General features: G+C 70.1%; 13 protein-coding genes. 4 read left to right on the forward strand and 9 right to left on the reverse strand.

The annotated features are described in order from the left end of the window. Positions 1-60 precede the first annotated feature (60 nt). The 5 genes from ACNNMR_RS37735 to ACNNMR_RS37755 form a co-directional block, all read right to left on the reverse strand. The gene (locus ACNNMR_RS37735; RefSeq protein WP_419999222.1) at positions 61-900 is read right to left on the reverse strand and encodes an aldo/keto reductase; all 840 of its coding nucleotides are present in this window, start codon (positions 898-900) and stop codon (positions 61-63) included. Positions 901-948: 48 nt separating this feature from the next. Further along, positions 949-1,818, reverse strand: coding sequence for an ABC transporter ATP-binding protein (locus ACNNMR_RS37740; protein WP_419999223.1), 870 nt, complete (start codon positions 1,816-1,818; stop codon positions 949-951). Continuing rightward, the gene (locus ACNNMR_RS37745) at positions 1,815-4,778 is read right to left on the reverse strand and encodes an ABC transporter permease subunit (protein ID WP_419999224.1); all 2,964 of its coding nucleotides are present in this window, start codon (positions 4,776-4,778) and stop codon (positions 1,815-1,817) included. Before ACNNMR_RS37745 ends, ACNNMR_RS37740 begins: the two co-directional genes overlap by 4 nt. An 18-nt stretch (positions 4,779-4,796) precedes the next feature. Continuing rightward, a complete protein-coding gene (locus ACNNMR_RS37750; RefSeq protein ID WP_419999225.1) occupies positions 4,797-6,050 on the reverse strand; it encodes an ABC transporter substrate-binding protein in 1,254 nt (417 codons plus the stop codon). 81 nt (positions 6,051-6,131) lie between these two features. Continuing rightward, complete coding sequence (locus ACNNMR_RS37755) at positions 6,132-7,955, reverse strand: AMP-dependent synthetase/ligase (RefSeq protein ID WP_419999226.1); 1,824 nt, start codon at positions 7,953-7,955, stop codon at positions 6,132-6,134. 248 nt (positions 7,956-8,203) lie between these two features. On the opposite strand from ACNNMR_RS37755, the gene ACNNMR_RS37760 reads away from it, so the two are divergent. Together ACNNMR_RS37760 and ACNNMR_RS37765 are read left to right on the forward strand one after the other, a co-directional pair. Continuing rightward, complete coding sequence (locus tag ACNNMR_RS37760) at positions 8,204-9,241, forward strand: bile acid:sodium symporter family protein (protein WP_419999227.1); 1,038 nt, start codon at positions 8,204-8,206, stop codon at positions 9,239-9,241. A 121-nt stretch (positions 9,242-9,362) separates the two neighbouring features. Further along, positions 9,363-10,742, forward strand: coding sequence for an amino acid permease (locus ACNNMR_RS37765; protein WP_419999228.1), 1,380 nt, complete (start codon positions 9,363-9,365; stop codon positions 10,740-10,742). A gap of 53 nt (positions 10,743-10,795) precedes the next feature. Here the strand turns inward: ACNNMR_RS37765 and ACNNMR_RS37770 are convergent, their stop codons facing one another. Beyond that, positions 10,796-11,668 (reverse strand): NAD-dependent epimerase/dehydratase family protein, encoded by an 873-nt coding sequence (locus ACNNMR_RS37770; RefSeq protein ID WP_419999229.1) that lies wholly within the window; start codon positions 11,666-11,668, stop codon positions 10,796-10,798. 129 nt (positions 11,669-11,797) lie between these two features. Between ACNNMR_RS37770 and ACNNMR_RS37775 the strand changes: the two genes are divergently transcribed. Then, entirely contained in the window at positions 11,798-12,658 is an 861-nt protein-coding gene (locus ACNNMR_RS37775; protein ID WP_419999230.1) for a helix-turn-helix transcriptional regulator, read from the forward strand. 24 nt (positions 12,659-12,682) lie between these two features. Here the strand turns inward: ACNNMR_RS37775 and ACNNMR_RS37780 are convergent, their stop codons facing one another. The 3 genes from ACNNMR_RS37780 to ACNNMR_RS37790 all read right to left on the reverse strand — a co-directional run bounded on the left by ACNNMR_RS37780 (position 12,683) and on the right by ACNNMR_RS37790 (position 14,792). Then, on the reverse strand, positions 12,683-13,051 hold the full coding sequence (locus ACNNMR_RS37780) for a fic family toxin-antitoxin system, toxin component (protein WP_420000617.1): 369 nt from the start codon (positions 13,049-13,051) through the stop codon (positions 12,683-12,685). Positions 13,052-13,053: 2 nt separating this feature from the next. Further along, positions 13,054-13,293: a hypothetical protein gene (locus ACNNMR_RS37785; protein ID WP_419999231.1), complete on the reverse strand. Its 240-nt coding sequence runs from the start codon at positions 13,291-13,293 to the stop codon at positions 13,054-13,056. Positions 13,294-13,373: 80 nt separating this feature from the next. Further along, entirely contained in the window at positions 13,374-14,792 is a 1,419-nt protein-coding gene (locus tag ACNNMR_RS37790) for a lipase maturation factor family protein (RefSeq protein ID WP_419999232.1), read from the reverse strand. A gap of 128 nt (positions 14,793-14,920) precedes the next feature. On the opposite strand from ACNNMR_RS37790, the gene ACNNMR_RS37795 reads away from it, so the two are divergent. Further along, the gene (locus ACNNMR_RS37795) at positions 14,921-18,709 is read left to right on the forward strand and encodes a glycoside hydrolase domain-containing protein (protein WP_419999233.1); all 3,789 of its coding nucleotides are present in this window, start codon (positions 14,921-14,923) and stop codon (positions 18,707-18,709) included. The last annotated feature ends 28 nt before the right edge of the window (positions 18,710-18,737 follow it).

Raw genomic sequence — 18,737 nt, forward strand, 5'->3', positions numbered from 1 at the left:
CGCGGAGTCTGCTACCGGAGGTGAGAATCGGCCAGGGGGACGGCACAGGGCTGTTGGCTACTAGCCGTCCATCGTGTCGGGGTCCGACCCGAGCCGCGTCCCGTTGTCGAGGCCGCCGATCGCCGCCATGTCATCGGCGTCCAGTTCGAAGCCGAAGACGTCGATGTTCTCCTTGATACGGGACGGGGTCACCGACTTCGGGATGACCACGTTGCCCAGCTGGAGGTGCCAGCGCAGGGTCGCCTGGGCGGGCGTCACGCCGTGCTTCGCCGCGATCGAGGCGAGCACCGGGTCGGAGAGGAGGCCCTTGCCCTGGCCGAGCGGGGACCAGGCCTCGGTGGCGATCTGGTGCTCGGCGTCGAAGGCGCGGGTCTCGGTCTGCTGCAGGTTCGGGTGCAGCTCGATCTGGTTCACGGCCGGGACGACGCCGGTCTCGTCGATGACGCGGCGCAGGTGCGGGGGCTTGAAGTTCGAGACGCCGACGGCCTTGGCGCGGCCGCTCGTGTGCAGCTCGCCGAAGGCGCGCAGGATCGTGAGGTAGTCGTCGCGTACGGGGCGCGGCCAGTGGATCAGGTACAGGTCCACGTAATCGAGGCCGAGACGGTCGAGGGAGTCGTCGAAGGCGCGGAAGACCTCGTCGCGGGTCCACTGGATCTTCTGGGTGTTCCACAGCTTCGTCGTGACGAAGAGGTCCTCGCGGGGGAGCCCGGAGGCGGCGAGGGCCTTGCCGGTGCCCTTCTCGTTCTCGTACACCGCCGCGGTGTCGATGCTGCGGTAGCCCGCCTCCAAGGCGTGGCCGACGGCGGCGGTCGCCTCGTCGTCCGGCACCTGCCAGACGCCGAAGCCGAGCTGGGGCATGGAGACGCCGTTGTTGAGGGTGATGGAAGGAACGTTGCTCACGAGCGATGGTTTCCCTGGGTCTCGTCGACTGCAAAGTGGTACGTGCTGCTAACCACCATCCACCGGGGACGCATTCCCCGCCACTGAGGTGCCCAGGTATGCCGCTCTTACCGCGGGATTTTCGCGTATCTCCTGAGGAGTCCCTTCTGCGAGGACGCGGCCGAGGTCGAGGACCACGACGCGGGAGCAGAGCTCCATGACGAAGCCGACGTCGTGCTCGACGACCACTACGGCGCAGTCGCCTCCGGCGGCGGTCTCGCGGACGACGCCGGCGAGCCGTGCCCGCTCGGGCTTCGTCATGCCGGAGGCCGGCTCGTCCAGCAGCAGCACGCTGGGTGGGTCGGCGAGGGCGCGGGCGAGTTCGACCATGCGGGCCTGGCCGACGGGGAGGGTGCCGGCGTAGCGGTCGCGGAGCGGCTCGAGGCCGGTGCGGGCGAGGACCTCGTCGGCTCGCGCGGCGCGCCGGGCGCGGGTGGCGGCCAGGTGGCCGCCGTGCCACTCCTGGGCGACGAGGAGATTGTCGGCGACCGTGAGCTGCCCGAAGAGCTGCTGCCGCTGAAAGGTCCGCCGCAGTCCGCGCCGGGCGCGCCAGACGGGGGCGCGGCGGGTGACGTCGTCGCCGCCGAGGAGGACGCGCCCGGCGTCGGGGCGGCGGAGGCCGGAGAGGGCGTCGAAGAGGGTGGTCTTGCCGGCGCCGTTGGGGCCGATGAGGCCGACGATCTCGCCGGGGGCGGCGGAGACGGAGACGCGGTTGAGGGCGGTTACGCCGCCGAAGCGGACTTCTATGTCGGTGGCGGTGAGGACAGGGGCGGGGGCGGCCGGCGCCTGGGCCTGTTCGGCGGGGGCGGCGGGCGTGGCGGGCGGCGGCTCGTGTGCGGCGGGCGCGGCGGCCTGCGGCCCGTCCTGGTCGGCGGTCATGGCCGCATCGCCTCCTCCTCGTCCGTACGGCTTGCGTCGCTCCGGACCTGGCGCGGCGGAGCGCCGTCCGGCGCGGCGGCTTCCCGGCTCCCGCCCGACCGGGCGTCGCCACTCTCATCGTGATCCGGCCCGGTCTGGTCCGGCGGTTGCCCGTCGGCGGCGATCCCCAGATAGGCGGTCGTCAGCTGGTCCGCGTCCACCTCGGCGCGCGGGCCGTGCCAGGCGAGCTGGCCGGCGGCGAGGTAGGCGACGGTGTCGGCGAGGCCGAGCACCTCGACGGCTTTCTCCTCCACGAGCAGCAGCGCGGACCCCGCGTCGCGGAGGGCGGCGAGCAGCGCGAAGGCCTCATTGGCGGCCTTGGGCGCCAGGCCGAGCGACGGCTCGTCGGCGATGAGCACGGCGGGCGGCCGCTCGAGCAGCGCCGCTAGCGCGAGCATCTGCTGCTCGCCGCCGGAGAGCGATCCGGCGAGGACGCGGCGGCGGGCGGCGAGGGAGGGGAAGCGGTCGAGCACGGCGGTGCGGGCTGCCGGGTCCGGCAGATGCAGCGCGAGATTCTCGTCGATGGAGAGGGCGGGGAAGATCCCGCGCCCTTCGGGCACGAGCACGACTCTGTCGCGAGCGCGCTTGACGGGGCCGTCGCGGGTGGCGTCGCGCTCGCGGACGAGGATTTCGCCCTCGGTAGGGCGCAATAGCCCGGCTGCGACTTTGCAGAGCGTGGACTTCCCCGCCCCGTTGGCCCCGAGGAGCGCTAGGACTTCGCCGGGACGGAGATCGAGACTGACCCCGTGCAGGACGGCAGCCCCGTCGTATCCGGCACTGATGCCGCGGAGGCTTAGGACGGGAGCCGCGGGGGCCAGGCCTGAGGCGGTGGCGGAGGCGGCGGGCCCCGCTACGCCGGCGCCGTCCGGAAGTGCGCCCGCACCCATACGCGCTTCGGGGACGCCCGCGGGCCCTCGCTCGCCGGCCGCGGCAGCAGTCGCCCGGGGGCCGTCGAGGTGCGCGATCGCCCCGGCGCCACCTCCCGCTCCCGGACCGGCCGCGCCGCCAGGCGCCCCCGCGCTCGCCACCCTGCGCCGATGCAGGCGCATCGGCACCGCCGCGCAATAGCCGTCCGGGTCATTCGCCAGCGCCAGCCCGGCCAGCCCGAAGAGGATCACCGGCAGATGCGTCGACTCGGTCGCGTACTCCGACATCACATGCGGGACCAGCGCGAAGACCAGCCCCGCCACCACCGCGAACTGCGGCCTGCGCAGCCCGGCAGCCACCACCACCGCGAGCCAGATCAGGCCCGTCATCGCGGTGAAGTCCGTCGCCGTGATGTGGGTGTTGTACGACGCGTACATCACCCCGCCGAAGCCCGCCAGGCCCGCCGACAGCGCGAAGAGCAGCAGCTTCGTACGGGCCACCGAGACACCCACCGACGTGGCCGCCGACGGCGCCGAGCGCACCGCGAGCATCGCGCGGCCCAGCGAGGAGCCGCGCAGCCACGTCAGCCCCGCCACGCACAGCGCCGCCAGCAGCAGCATCGCCAGGCCGAAGGCCCGGTCGTCGGTCAGGTCGATCGGGCCGAAGACCGGGCGCGGGATCTCCCAGCCCGTGTCGCCGTTGCGCAGCCAGCCCATCTGGAAGAGGACCTGGTCCGCCAGGAAGGCGAGCGCCAGCGTCGCCAGGGCCAGGCTGCGGCCGCCGATCCGTAGCGCCGGGAGCGCCGTCAGCGTCCCCAGCAGCGCCGCCACCGCCGTCCCCGCCAGCGCCGCCGCCGCAAAGGGCACGCCGTGGCTCATCAGCAGCCCGGCCGTCAGCGCCGCCGCCGTCACGAAGGCCGCCTGCGCCAGCGAGACCATCGCTCCGATGCCGGTGACGATCGTGAAGGAGAGGAAGACGAGGGAGATCGCCAGACCCTGGGCGAGCAGGCCGCTCCAGAAGGGCGTCGTCACCGTATAGAAGGCCACCCCCAGCAGCAGACCTCCCGCCGCCCACGGCCCCCACCGCCGCGCCCACGAGCGCCCCGCCAGATAGTCCGGCGGTGGCGCGTCCACCGCCGCCGTGCCCGCCGTTCGCTGCCGCCTCGTCAGCAGCAGCAGCCCCGCGAAGAGCAGCACGAAGGGCACGGCCGTACGAAACCCCGTGATGTCCTCCGCGAAGCTCGCGTACTCCGCCGCCAGGTTCTGCAGCACGCCAAGACCGAGGCCGCCCGCGAAGGCCAGCGGGATCGACGCGAAGCGGCCCAGCACCGCCGCCGTCGCCGACACGAACAGGAACAGCGTGTAGTCGTGCGCCGACAGCCCCAGCAGCGGCGTCGCCAGCACCCCGGCGAGGCCGGCGAGCATCGACGACAGCGCCCAGGCCACCGACGACAGCCGGTCGGCGCTGATCCCGCGGAGCTCGGTCAGTTCGCGGTTGTCGACGGCGGCGCGGAGCCGTAGGCCCAGTGCGGTGTGGCGGAGCAGCGCCCATAGCGCCACCGCCACCACCGCCGTCGTCACCCATGTGATCAGCTGGTTCGAGTCGATGCCGACGCCCGGCAGCAGCTGCCAGGTCACCGCCGGGTCCGGGCCGACGCCCGGCAGCCCGAACTGGTTCTCGGCCGGCTTCAGCGGCGCGCCCGCGTCCGTGAGCAGCTCCACCACCCACAGGCCGAGCGCGGGCAGCGCGACCAGCAGCCCGATGGTGGCGACGATCTGCGCGGACTGGCCGACCTTCGCCAGCTTTCTGAACATCAGCACGTCCAGGCCCCACCCCAGCGCGGGGGCCACGACGAGCACCAGCAGCAGCGCCGTCGGCACCGCCGGCCAGCCGAGCCCGGAGTGCAGCTCGTAGAAGGTGAGCGCGGTGAGGAACGCGGTCGCGCCGTGCGCGAAGTTGAAGAGTCCGGACGCCGAGTACGAGAGCACCAGGCCGGTCGCCAGCAGCGCGTACAGCGCGCCCGAGACCAGGCCGCTCAGGATGAGATCAAGCACGTGACCCCCGCCCCGCCGCTACTTGAACGGAACGGTGTCGGAGCAGCGGAACTTGGACGCCACCTCGTACGCGCCGCCCTTCAGCCGCACCAGCGAGCCGCAGTTGAACGACTCCTCGTGCCCCTTGGGGAACTCCCGGTCCCCGGCCATCGTGCCGGTGTCCTTGAAGCCGTCCGCCGCCGCCTGGAAGCTCTCCGTCGTCAGCTCCTTGCCCGCCTTCTCGGCGATGGCGAGGAAGAGGTCGGCGGAGAGATAGCCGGTCATCATGTGCATATTGAGCGGTACGTCCTTGCCCGCCGCCTTCTTGATGTCGGCCTTGAACTGCTTCATCGCGGGCTTGGCCGACTGGAAGGGCTCGCTCTGGATGAAGACGTAGACGCCGTCGAGGGCCTTGCGGGTCGTCTTCTTCGCCAGCAGCCCGGGGTCGTAGTCCGTCGGGTCGGTCAGGACGCCCTTGTAGCCGGCCCGCTTCAGCGCCGTGAACAGGCCGATGTTGTGCGGCGTCTGCATGACGGAGACGACCGCGTCCGGCGCCTTGCCGCCGTCGCTCTTCATGATCTCGCCGATGTAGCCGGACCAGTCGCTCGGCGCGGCGGCCGCGGGCACCGTGGACTTGGCGTACGTGACCTTGAAGCCGGCCGCCGCGAAGCCCTGCTTGTAGGTGCGGATGCCGAACTTCCCGGCGTCGCTGTCGTTGGCGACCAGCGCCACCGACTTGCCCTTGGCGCCGCCCATGACGTGCTTGAGGCCGTCCTGCCAGCTGAGCCCGATGTTGTGGCCCGGGCGCGGGACGAGGCAGCCGTTGTACCCGTAGGCGTACTCCTGGTCGCAGAAGGACGGGATCGTGCCCCAGCCGAAGACCGGCACCTTCTGGTCCTTCAGGAAGCCGGCGGCGGAGAAGGTGACCGAGCTCATCGGGGAGATGGCGAAGACCTTCTCGCGCTGGACGAGGGTGCGGGCGGCGGCGAGGTTCTTGGCCGGGTCCTGGCCGTCGTCCTCGGCGCCCAGATAGTCGATCTTACGGCCGTTGACGCCGCCTTCGGCGTTGGCGCGGTCGAAGCGGGCCTTGGCGCCGAGGTCGGTGTCGGCCTTGCTGTAGCCGCTGGTGGTGGTCTTGGAGACGATGCCGCCCACCTTGATCGAGTCGTCGGTGACGCCGCGTACGGAGGCGGCTTCGCCGCCGCTCTTTCCGGCGGTGGAGGCGGAGTTGCAGCCCGCGACGAGGGCGAGCGGGACGAGGGCGAGCATGGCGGTGCGGAGCAGGCGAGGCATACGAGGACGATCCTTCCCACCGATGCGAAGTTGCTGCATTCTGCGGGCGGATCTGACGGGTCGTCAATAACTGACGGAGCCTCAGTTTCCGTAGAGGGCTTCGACCTCGTTCCCGTACGCCTTCTCGATCGCCCGCCGCTTCAGCTTCAGCGACGGCGTCAGCAGCCCCTGGTCCTCGGTGAACTGGGTGGCCATGATGCGGAAGGTCCTGATCGACTCCGACTGCGAGACATGCGTGTTCGCCGCCACCACCGCGCGCCGGATCTCCGCCTCCAGCTCCTCGTCGCGGACCAGCTCCGCGCCGGTCAGCTCGGGCTTGTCGCGCATCTTCAGCCAGTGCGAGACGCCCTCCGGCTCCAGGGTGATCAGGGCGGCGATGTACGGGCGGTCGTTGCCGACCACCAGGCACTGCGCGACCAGCGGATGGGCGCGGACGCTCTCCTCCAGGCCGACCGGCGAGACGGTCTTGCCGTTGGAGGTGACCAGCATTTCCTTCTTCCGGCCGGTGATCGTCAGATAGCCGTCCTCGTCCAGCTCGCCGACGTCGCCGGTCGCCAGCCAGCCATCGCGCAGCACCGCGTAGGTGGCCTGCGGCTCGCCCGTATAGCCGGAGAAGATCTGGCCGCCGCGCAGCCAGATCTCGCCGTCCTGGGCGATGTGCACGGTCATGCCGGGGATCGGCCGGCCGACGGTGCCGTAGCGGGGGCGCTCCCACGGGTTGGCGGCGGCCGCGGCGGTGGACTCCGTCAGGCCGTAACCCTCGATGACCGACAGGCCCGCGCCGGCGAAGAAGAGGCCGAGCCGGCGCTGCATCGCCGAGCCGCCGGACATCGCGAAGCGGCAGCGGCCGCCGAGCGAGTTGCGGATCTTGGCGTAGACGAGCTTGTCGAAGACCTGGTGCTGCATCCGCAGCGCGGCCGAAGGCCCTGGCCCGGTGCCGAAGGCGCGCGCCTCCTGCGCCTGGGCGTAACGGACGGCGACGTCGGCGGCCTTGTCGAAGGCGTCGGCCTTGCCCTGCCCCTCGGCCTTGCGGCGGGCGGCGGCGAAGACCTTCTCGAAGATGTGCGGTACGGCCAGGATGAAGCTCGGGCGGAAGGCGGCCAGGTCGGGGAGGAGCGAGTCGGGGCGGACGTCCGGGGTGTGGCCGAGCTTGATCCTGCCGCGGAGGGCCGTGACCTCGATCATCCGGCCGAAGACGTGCGAGAGCGGGAGGAAGAGGAGCGTCGCCGGGCGGTTGCCGGGGCGGTTCTCGAAGAGCGGCGGATAGCGCTCGATGATGTTGTCCGCCTGCGCCATGAAGTTGGCGTGGGTGATGGAGCAGCCGCGCGGCCGGCCGGTGGTGCCCGAGGTGTAGATGACCGTGGCGACGGAGTCCGGGGTCACCGCGAGGCGGTGCCGCTCCACGACGTCGTCCTCCAGGTGCGCGCCTGCCGCCATCAGGTCCTCGGCGGCGCCGGAGTCCAGCTGCCAGAGCCGGTTCAGCTTGGGCAGCTGGTCGATGACGGAGCCGACCGTCATCGCGTGGTCCTCGTGCTCGACGATGCAGGCGACCGCCGCGGAATCGTCGAGCATGTGCAGCACCTGGTCCGACGAGGACGTCGGGTAGACCGGCACCGGCTGGGCGCCGATGGTCCACAGCGCGAAGTCGAAAAGCGACCATTCGTAGCGCGTACGGGACATCAGCCCCACCCGGTCGCCGAATCGGACGCCCTGGGCGAGAAGGCCTTTCGCGACCGCCACGACCTCGTCCCGGAACGTGCCGATGGTCACATTCCGCCAGTGCCCGTCGACCTTACGGCCGAATGCCGGACGATCCGGTTCCGCGGCCGCCTGCTCGAATACCGCGTCCGCAAGTCCACCGACCTGGGGCGCCGTCGCAAGGGACGGGACGGTGTACTCGCGCAATTCCGCTCTCCTCGAGGGTTGGGGGGTCAGACGCCCGCGCAGACGGTACAGCAGACACCGCTTGACGTGCGCAAATGTGAAGACCTTGCACCGAATCTCCGCGCTGGAGTCACATGCGGTTCCTCCCCGTAGGGCCCCCAAAAGGAGAGTGCAACACGGGTCGCCGCGAGCCACCAGACCCCTGGGGGCAGAATGTGAGGCAGCCCTCCTGGAAGGCAGCGCTGGAAGAAAGACGTGTAAAGGAAGTCATGCGCCGTATCGCACTACCGTCCTGGCTGCCGCTGGACCCCTTCGTACTCACCCTGCTGGCAGTCGTGGGCCTCGCCGCACTGCTTCCCGCGAGCGGCGTCGCGGAAACGGTGGTCTCCGACGCGTCCAAGGTCGCCATCGGGCTGCTGTTCTTCCTCTACGGGGCGCGGCTGTCCACCCGCGAGGCGCTGGACGGGCTGCGCAACTGGAAGCTGCACCTGTTCGTGGTCGCCTCGACCTTTGTGCTCTTCCCGCTGCTCGGGCTCGCGGCGCGGGGCCTGGTGCCGTGGCTGCTCACCGAGCAGCTGTACACGGGCTTCCTGTTCCTGTGTCTGGTGCCGTCGACGATCCAGTCGTCGATCGCGTTCACCTCGATCGCGCGCGGCAACGTGCCGGCGGCCATCTGCGCGGGCACGTACTCGGCGCTGCTGGGCATGGTGCTCACGCCGCTGCTGGTGGCGTGGTTCATCGGGTCCGAGGCGGATTTCTCGGCGGACGGGCTGCTGGGCATCGGCACGCAGCTGCTGGCGCCGTTCATCGCCGGGCAACTGCTGCGGCGGTGGATCGGGGGGTTCATCAAGCGGCACCGGCGGGTGCTCGGGTATGTCGATCGGTCGTCGATCCTGCTCGTTGTCTATACGGCCTTCAGTGAAGGCATGAACCAGGGGATCTGGAGCAAGGTCACGCCGCTGCGGCTGCTGGCGCTGGCGGCGGTGCTGGGGGTGCTGCTCGCGGTGGTGCTGCTCTTCACCTCGACGGTGTCGCGGCGGATGGGGTTCAGCCGGGAGGACCGGGTGGCGATCGTGTTCGCAGGGTCGAAGAAGAGCCTGGCGAACGGGTTGCCGATGGCGGCGGTCCTGTTCGGCTCCGCCGCGAGCATTACGATCCTGCCGCTGATGCTGTTCCATCAGCTGCAGCTGATCGTGTGTGCGGTCATCGCTAAGCGATGGGCGCGGACGGCGCCCGAGGAGAGCGAGGCTGTTACCGCTGGAGCGGATCGCGCTTCGCGCTCGTCCTCAAGCGCCGGACGGGCTTGATTTCGGCAGCTTGCGCCGATAACCACCTGTCCGGTATTCGGGCATGACTGTTCGACTAGTGCCCCTCGCCGCTACTCTGGCGATCTTTCCCTGCCCCACCGCGCCACCTGGAACGTCCCCCATGCAGACCACCGCTCCCCCCGACAGCAAAGCGCCGGCGCTTCCCCACCGGCTCAAGCAGCGTCACCTGACCATGCTCGCCCTGGGCGGCGCCCTCGGCTCCGGGCTCTTTCTCGGCTCCGGCGCCGCGCTGCAGGCCGCCGGGCCGGCGATCATCCTCTCCTACCTGCTGGCCGGGGCACTCGTGCTGCTGGTCATGCGGATGATGGGCGAGATGTCGGCCGCGTACCCCTCCAGCGGCTCCTTCTCCACCCACGCCGAGCGGGCGCTCGGGCGCTGGGCCGGGTTCACCGTCGGGTGGCTGTACTGGATTCTGCTGGTCGTCGTGCTGGCCATCGAGGCGACCGGCGCCGCCAGCCTCGTCCGCGGGTGGTTCCCGGACGCCCCGCAGTGGGCGCTGGTGCTGCTCTTCGTCGTCGTCTTCACCGCGGTCAACCTGCGCGGGGTGCGGTTCTTCGGCGAGTCCGAGTTCTGGTTCGCCGCCATCAAGGTCGCGGCCGTGGTCGGCTTCCTGATCCTCGGCGTCCTCGCCATCTGCGGCGCCTTCTCCGACGTCGACGGCGGCCTGTCGAACCTCACCAAGAACGGCGGCTTCGCCCCGAAGGGCTGGGACGGCATCTCCGCGGGGCTGCTGATGGTGATCTTCTCCTTCGGCGGTCTGGAGGCGGCCACGATCGCCGCCGGTGAGGCCGAGGACCCGCAGCGCTCGATCGCCAAGGCGGTGCGCAGCGCGGTGCTGCGGATCCTGCTCTTCTACGTCGGCTCCATGATCGTCATCGCTGCGGTACTGCCGTGGGACAAGGTGGACCCAGCGGCCAGCCCGTACGCCACCGTCCTCGACATGATCGGCATCCCGGGTACGGGCCGCCTCATCGAGGTCATCGCGGTCGTGGCCCTGCTCTCCGCGCTGAACGCCAACATCTACGGCGCCTCCCGCATGATCTACTCGCTCGCCGACCGCGGCCAGGCCCCGAAGGCGCTGCTGAAGGTCTCGGGCGACGGCGTCCCGCGCACTGCCGTCCTCGCGTCGGTGGCCTTCTGCTACGTCGCAGTGCTGCTGAATGTGTACTGGCCGGACACCATCTTCAAGTTCCTCGCCAACGCGGTCGGCGCGCTGCTGCTGGTCGTCTGGTTCATGGTCGCCGTCTCACAGCTGCGGCTGCGGCGGATGCTGGAGCGCGACGACCCGGCCAGGCTCGCGGTCAAGATGTGGGGCTTCCCGTACCTGACCTGGATCGCGATGGCGGGCATGGTGGCGCTGACCGCGCTGATGCTCACCGACTCGGCGAACCGGAACAACCTGATGTGCGCCGGCATCGTCACCCTCGCGGTGGCGGTCGCCTCGGTGATCGTGGACAAGCGGCGGCACCAGGCCGCCTGAGCGTCGGCCCCGGCGGGTGGGCGAGCGCGCGGCGCCCACCCACCCGCCGTAGCTCAGAGCGCGCCCGCGGCCCGGGCCGCCCAGATCGACGGGTACAGCGGGCTGAAGCCCAGCTCGTCCCGGAGCCGCCGGTTCGAGACGATCCCGGACCACGGGTCGGACAGCGGGCGCTCCGCCATCCCCTCCGGTACGGGGGTGCCCGTCACCTCCAGGATCTCCGCCGCGGACACCGGCGCGTCGTCGGCGACGTTGTACGTACGACCCGCGGCCGTCGCGGCGTCCGCGCGCAGCACCAGCCGCAGCGCCTGCGCCACGTCCGCGTGGTGCCCGAAGCTCATCCGCCGGTGGGCCGGCCAGTCGGCCGCGAAGCCGGGCAGCTGCGCGAGATGGTCGTCGCCCTCGCCGTACACGAACGGCAGCCGCGCGATCCGCAGGTCGAGGCCGGTCTCCCGGTGCAGCTCCAGCAGTTCCCGCTCGGCGTCCCGCTTCGACTGCGGGTACGCGCCGTCCAGCGCCCCGCCTGCCTGCGGCTCGTCCTCCTCGACGGCGGGGCGGCCGCGGCCCGGCCCGTAGACCAGGCCGGTGCTGGTGAAGACGAAGCGGCCCACGCCCTCGGCGACCGCGTCCCGCGCGAAGCCGATCGTGGCTTCGTGGTTGACCGCGTACGCCTCCTCGTCCGGCACGCCGCGGAACGACGCCGCGATGTGGATCACCGTGTCGACCCCCGCGAGCGCCTTGCGGCGGGCCTCCTCGTCCCGCAGGTCGCCCACCACCGGGACCGCGCCGAGTGCCGCCGCCGGGGCGCCCTTCTCGGCGGTGCGCACCAGCACCCGCACCTCGTCCTCCGGGCCGTTCGCCCACTGCAGCAGACGCGGCACGAACCGGCTGCCGACCTTGCCCGTGACGCCCGTGACCAGCATCTTCATGGTCTTGCTCCTCAACTGTGCGGTTACCTGATCCAGGCTGCGGCCAGCCTCGACGGGGCGGGAGAGACCCGCTTATCCGGGGATCGGCAGTCCCTGGATGCGCCGGACGATTCGCGCGATGCTGGAGGGGTGGACCGCACCGAGCTCGCCGACTTCCTCCGCCGCTGCCGCACCCGCCTGGCCCCGGCGGCCGTGGGGCTGCCCGAGGGCCCGCGCCGCCGCACGCCGGGGCTGCGCCGCGAGGAGGTGGCGCAGCTGGCCGGGATGTCCGTCGACTACTACACGCGTCTTGAGCAGGCCCGCGGTCCGCGTCCTTCGCGGCAGATGCTGGGCGCGGTGGCGCGCTCGCTGCGGCTGACTGACGACGAGCGGGACCACCTCTTCCGGCTGGCGGGGGAGGAGCCGCCCGCGCAGCACGAGCCCACCGATCACGTACGCCCCGGGCTGCTGCTGATCCTGGACCGGCTCACCGACAACCCGGCCATGGTGATCAGCGACCGCGGGGACGTACTGGTGCAGAACGCGATGTCGAAGGCGCTGGTCGGCGACTACGCCTCCACCCCCGAGGGCGAGCGCAATCTGTACTGGCGCTTCTTCACCCACCCCGAGACCATCCGGATGCTGCCGTCCGAGGACCGGCAGGAGATCGCCCGCGCGCACGCCGCCGACCTGCGCGCCACCTTCGCCAAGCGCCCGGACGACCCCAGGCTGGCGGCTCTGGTACGGCGGTTGCTGGCGGCGAGCGCGGAGTTCGCGGAGCTGTGGGAGCTGCACGAGGTCGCGGTCCGCCTGTCAGCGGCGAAGCGCTTCCGGCACCCCGTGGTCGGGCTGCTGGAGCTGGACTGCGAAATCATGCTGAGCCCGGCACACGATCAGCGCCTGGTCCTGCAGACCGCCCGGCCGGGCAGCGAGGCGGCCGAGCGCCTGGAGCTGCTGCGGGTGATAGGGCTGCAGGACATGGGCGCGTACGCACCGGAGCAGTCCCGCTGAGGGGTCCGTTGAGCACATCCGGTGTCAGCTACCGCACCAGTTCTTTATCTCGACTGCAACTTCACGGACCGGCAGCCGCTCGACCTGCGCCCGCTGGGCGAACTGCGCGACCCGATATGGCTCGACTGATACCTGTTCTCCGCTGATCTGCAGGTACGCCAGGGCTACCGCAGCGGCGTACTGCTCGTTAGCCCAGTCGAGGCCGGGTACATTGATCAGCTGGTGAAACAGTGCAGCGGCGCGGTGCTGGGACGTCGTGTAGACCGGCACATCCAGCACGGTGTCTGCGTGCCGCGCTGCAGCAGCGGCAAATGTTCCGTAATCGGTCACATCGGGGTCGCCGGGGACATATTTTGCGGCGACGTCCAGCAACCAGGCACGGTCCACGTGCATGATCACGCGGCTTTGCCCTTCCGGTCGCCGGCCGGATACGAACCGAAGACCTCCTGGAAGGCATCCGTCAGTCGTTTCATGTGGAAGTCGGCTGCAGCGAGGAAGCGATTGCGTTGCTCGTCGGCGTCGTCGGCGATGAGCGCCCGGACATAGTCCGTCGGCGACATGTTGGCGCTCTGCGCCCGCTGTTCGAGGGCCTTGGAAAGCTCCTCGTCCAAGCGGATATTGACCTGCTTCGGCATACCTCGACGATAGCGCCAGTAGCGGACGCTACACCAGGGGCGTGAATCAGCCCGGATGGTTGTGCGCCGCTCAAGTGCGCTCAGCTCCGTACCAGATCGCTCTGCTTGACCGGCGGCAGATACTCGCCGACCAGCTCGCGATGCCACCAGTTGCCGGTGGCGCGGAGCTCCTGCCAGTCGCTGTAGCTGTAGTGGTAGAGGCGGGCGCGGATGTGCGTCGGGCCGGGGCCGGTCGCGAAGGGGTTGCGGCGCAGCATCTTGGTGAGGTGGCGGTCGTTGGCGAGGAGGCCCGCGATCAGTGCCGGGAACCAGCGGACCGCGTATGACGGTGACATCGCCGCGAACCACATCAGCCAGTCGAGGCGCAGGTGGTACGGGGCGTACTGGCGCGGCAGGCGGTGCGGGTCGCCGGGCTTGCCCTTGAACTCGTACTCCTGCCAGCGGGTCTGCGGGGTGACCAGGGCCTCGTCCGTGCCCTCGATGACGATCTCCTGGCGGACGCGGGTGATGGAGCCGAAGGCGCCGTACGTGTTCGCCAGGTGCAGGGAGTTGAAGGAGGCGTTCATCTTCTGGCGGCGGGAGAGGAGGTTGCGGGCCGGCCAGTAGCTCAGGGCGAGCATGAGGGCGGTGGTGGCGCAGACCAGGACCGTGAACCAGCCTGGTGCACCGGGGAGGTCGCGGTCCGGGAGCGGGAGCTGGACGGCGGAGAGCGCCAGCAGGATGGTGATCCAGTTCAGCCAGGAGAAGTTGCCGGAGATCACCAGCCACAGCTGGGTCGCGGCGATGGCGAGGGCGGCGGCGGTCGCGATCGGCTGCGGGAGGAAGAGCAGGACCGGCAGGCCGAGTTGGGCGACGTGGTTCGCGGCCGTCTCGACCTTGTGCAGCGGCTTGGGCAGATGGTGGAAGAACCAGCTCAGCGGGCCGGGCATCGGCTGCGTCTCGTGGTGGTAGTACAGGCAGGTCAGATCGCGCCAGCAGCGGTCCCCGCGCATCTTGATCAGCCCGGCCCCGAACTCCACCCGGAACAGCAGCCAGCGGAGGAGGAAGAGGATCAGGACGGGCGGCGCGGTCTCGGCATTGCCCAGGAAGACCGCCAGAAAGCCCGCCTCCAGCAGCAGCGACTCCCAGCCGAAGCCGTACCAGACCTGGCCGACGTTGACGATCGACAGGTACAGCAGCCAGAGCACCAGCCACATCGCCATCGCCGCCCACAGCGGCACGGCGTCGGCGGCCCCGAAGACCATGGCCGCCGAGAGCGCCGCGCCCGTCCACGCGACGGCCGCGAACAGCCGGTCCGAGTAGCGGAGGTGGAAGAGGCTGGGGGAGCGCTTGAACGGCACCTGGGCGGTGAAGCGTGGCACCGGCGTGAGGCCGCGCTCGCCGATCAGCGCGCGGAATTGGTTGGCGGCCGCCAGGAACGCGACGCAGTACAGCGCCGCGAGCCCGCGCTGGAAGACCAGCCGGGACCAGTAGTAGCCGTCGTCGGTGAACCACTCCACGGGGGCATGGGTACCACCGCGGGCGCGGACGTAATACCCGGCGCGCCGTGGGTTGACATGCACCTGTAAACAGAGCAGAGTCCTGGACTGGCTCATGTTAACGCTAACATCCCCGAGTTGGGAGCGCAATGAGATCTCGTCTCATCCGCCAACTGATCGTGATGTTGAGCGCCTTGGCGCTCGTCCTGACCGCCGCCACCACGGGCCCGAGTGCGGCGGCGGCGCCGTCCGCCGAATCCGCCCGTCCCGCCCGCGACTACGTCGACCTGGTTAACCCCTGGGTCGAGGCCGACATCGGCCGCTACTTCTTCTTCCAGTCCGCCTCCCGCCCCTTCGGCATGGTCAAGCTGCGCCCGGACACCAGCACCCACACCTCCTGGGGCACCGGCTACCGCCGCAACGAAAACCAGGTCAAGGGCTTCAGCCACCTGCACGACTGGCGCCTGTCCGGCGTCCAGGTGATGCCCACCACCGGCGAGAGCGTGCCGAAGCTGGAGGGCGACAAGGGCTGGCAGTCGCACGTCGACCACGACAACGGCGAGGTCGCCGAGCCCGGCTACCACAAGCTGCACCTCGACCGGTACGGCATCGACGCCGAGCTCACCTCCACCGACCGCGTGGGCATGCACCGCTATACGTACGACAAGGCGGGCCCGAGCGAGATCCTGGTCAACCTCGGCGGCCCTCTCGGCGAAGCCATCATGGACAGCGCCCACGTGACGAAGACCAGCGACCGCGAGATCGAGGGCTATGTCCTGCAGCGCGGCGAGGGCTACGGCGAGGACGACGCCGACCACAAGGTGAAGCTCTACTTCGACATCCGCTTCGACAAGCCCTTCGACTCGATGCGCGGCTGGGCCGACGGCAAGCTCACCGACGACGGCAAGCCCGTCGACGAGGTCGCCGGCAAGAAGCCGGGCGCGTACGTCCGCTACGACCACCTCAAGGCCGGCGAACAGGTCCAGATGAAGGTCGGCCTCTCCCTGACCGGCGCCAAGGGTGCCCGCGGCAACCTCCAGACCGAGCTGCCCGGCTGGGACTTCGACGCCGTCAAGGCCGACGCCCAGGGCCAGTGGAACCGCATGCTCGGCCGCATCGACGTCAGCGGCGGCACGCCCAAGCAGCAGGAGAAGTTCTACACCGACCTCTTCCATGTCCTGTGCGGCCGCAGCATGGTCAGCGACGCGGACGGCGCCTACCTCGACAACACCTGGGGCCGGGGCCGTATCGGACAGATCCCGGCGGGCCGCGACGGGAAGCCGAAGTTCGCGATGTACAACTACGACGCGCTGTGGCTGACGCAGTGGAACCTCAACAGCGTCCTCGGCCTGGCCTATCCGGAGATCTACAGCAGCCTGGTGAAGTCGCAGCTGCAGATGTACGAGGACGGCGGGCTGCTGCCCAGAGGCCCGGTCGCCGGGAACTACTCCATGGTGATGAGCGGCTCACCCGTCACCTCCTTCATCACCGGCGCGTACAACAAGGGCATCCGCGACTTCGACACCGACCTGGCGTACGAGGCGATGATGGACGCGCAGTCGATGGGCGGCCTCTTCGACAAGGAGTGGTTCGACTACAAGGGCTGGGGGACCGGCGGCAACCGCGAGTACCTCGACCTCGGCTACATCCCCAACGGCGTGACGTACCAGGGCGCGGGCATGACGCTGGAGTACGCGAACCAGGACTGGTCGCTGGCGCAGTTCGCCGGCCGGCTGGGCAAGCGCGGCATCAACGCCACCCAGTACGCCAAGGCCAAGGCGTCGTCGGAGCTGGACAAGGAGCACGGCGCCGGGCGCGCGATCGACGGCCGCCCGCTGCGCGCGCCGACGGATGTCGAGTGGGCGTCGAAGGGGGAGAAGAGCCCCTGGATCGAGCTGACTTGGGACAAGCCGCGCAACCTGCACAAGGTCGTACTGAGTGACCGGGCGGCGAAGGGCAGCAATGCGAATTCCGGAAAGCTGGAATTCAGCGACGGCTCGACGGTCGCGGTGAAGGACATCCCGGACGACGGCTCCGGCACGAAGACCGTCGAATTCCCGGCGCGCAAGGTCACCTCGGTCAAGTTCACCGCCACCGGAGGTACGGGCGACAACGTCGGCCTGAACGAATTCGAGGCCTGGGACGACACCGACACCCACCGCTACCTGGAGGACCGCTCCCGCAACTGGCGCAAGCTCTACGACAAGGACACCGGCTTCATCCGCCCCCGCAATGCCGATGGCAGCTGGCGCACCCCCTTCGACCCGCTGGCTCCGGATGACTTCGCGGAGGCCAATGCCTGGCAGGCGACCTGGTTCACCAACCACGACGTGATGGGCCTGGCGAACGAGATGGGCGGCGAGACGGCGTACGCCGACAAGCTCAACTACGCCTTTACGGCAGCGGAGAAGGAGAATTTCATCGGCCAGTACGGGGAGGGGTACGTCTCGTACGGGAATCAGCCGGGTCTGGAGGTCGCGCACCTCTTCAACTACGTCGGAAAGCCGTGGCTGAGCCAGTACTGGGTGCGGCAGGTGAAGGAGAAGACCTTCGGCTCGACCGCCACCGACGACGGCTACGGCCACCACGACGAGGACCAGGGACAGATGGGCGCCATCAGCGCCCTGATGGCCATGGGCCTTTTTGAGGTCACCGGCGGCGGCCTGGAGAAGCCGGTGTACGACATCACCTCGCCGGTCTTCGACGAGGTCACCATCAAACTCGACCCGCGCTACAACAAGGGCAAGCAATTCCGCATCGTCACCCACGGCAACTCGGCGAAGAACCAGTACATCCAGCGCGCCAAGCTGGACGGCAAGCCGCAGGACAATGCCTGGTTCCGGCACGACCAGCTCGCCGACGGCGGCACGCTGGAGCTGTGGCTGGGCCCGGAGCCGAACAAGAAGTGGGGGACGAAGCAGCTCCCGCCCTCCGAGTCGGCGTCCGAGGGACGGCAGTCGACGTACGTGAAGGACATCGCTGTCAGCGGCCCGGAGAAGCTCGACGAGCCGTACGGCGAAAGCCGCTTCAAGGCCACGGTCCAGCCGGACGACGCGACCTTCAAGGAGGTGGTGTGGTCCGTGACCGAGCCGGACGGCTCGCCCACGGACAAGGCGGAGATCGACAGCCACGGCACCCTCACCGTGAACCATCGCGACGGCCGGGTCCGGGTCACGGCGAAGTCCGCCGACAGCGGCGACGCGACCGCGTCCAAGCTGGTGGACATCGGTCTCGACAAGAGCAAGCTGCGCGGCAACGCGGCCTGCCGGCCGGACACAAAGGCGACGGCGTCCTCCGTGTACAGCGAGCAGTATCCGCCGGAGAACGTCTTCGACAGCTGCAAGGGCGCCGACGCGCCCGACGCCGACTGGGCCTCGAAGGGCGACCTCAACCCCTGGGTGCAGCTGAACTGGGGGGAGAAGATCAAGGCCGACCGGATCACGCTGTCCGACCGCATCACCCGGGACGACGTCAACGGCGGCGTGCTGACCTTCTCGGACGGCAGCGAGGTCGAGGTCGACGACATCCCCGCCAAGGGCCCGATGACCGTGGACTTCGGCATGAAGACCTTCGACTGGGTGCGCTTCCAGGTCAAGGGCGGCACGGGGTACAACAACGGGCTGCTGGAGTTCAAGGTGCACTCCGTACCCGCGCCGCCGGACGCGCCGAAGGAGGTCGCGGCCAGTCCCGCGGAGGGCGGGGCGAAGGTGCGGTGGAAGGCGCCCGGGTTCAACGGCGGCGTCCCCGTCACCGGGTACCTGGTCACGCCGTACCGGGACGGGAAGAAGCTCGACCCGGTCGCCGTGGGCGAGGACGCGAACGAGGCGGAGGTGAAGGGCCTCGACACCGGAGTGCCGTACACCTTCACGGTCATGGCCGAGAACATGGCGGGTCGCGGGCCGGAGAGCGCGTACAGCGAGGAGGTGCGGCCGGAGTGACGCCGGAGTGACGTCCTGTCCTGGCCGG

Source organism: Streptomyces boninensis (assembly GCF_048572725.1).
In the GTDB taxonomy this organism is placed as follows: domain Bacteria; phylum Actinomycetota; class Actinomycetes; order Streptomycetales; family Streptomycetaceae; genus Streptomyces; species Streptomyces boninensis.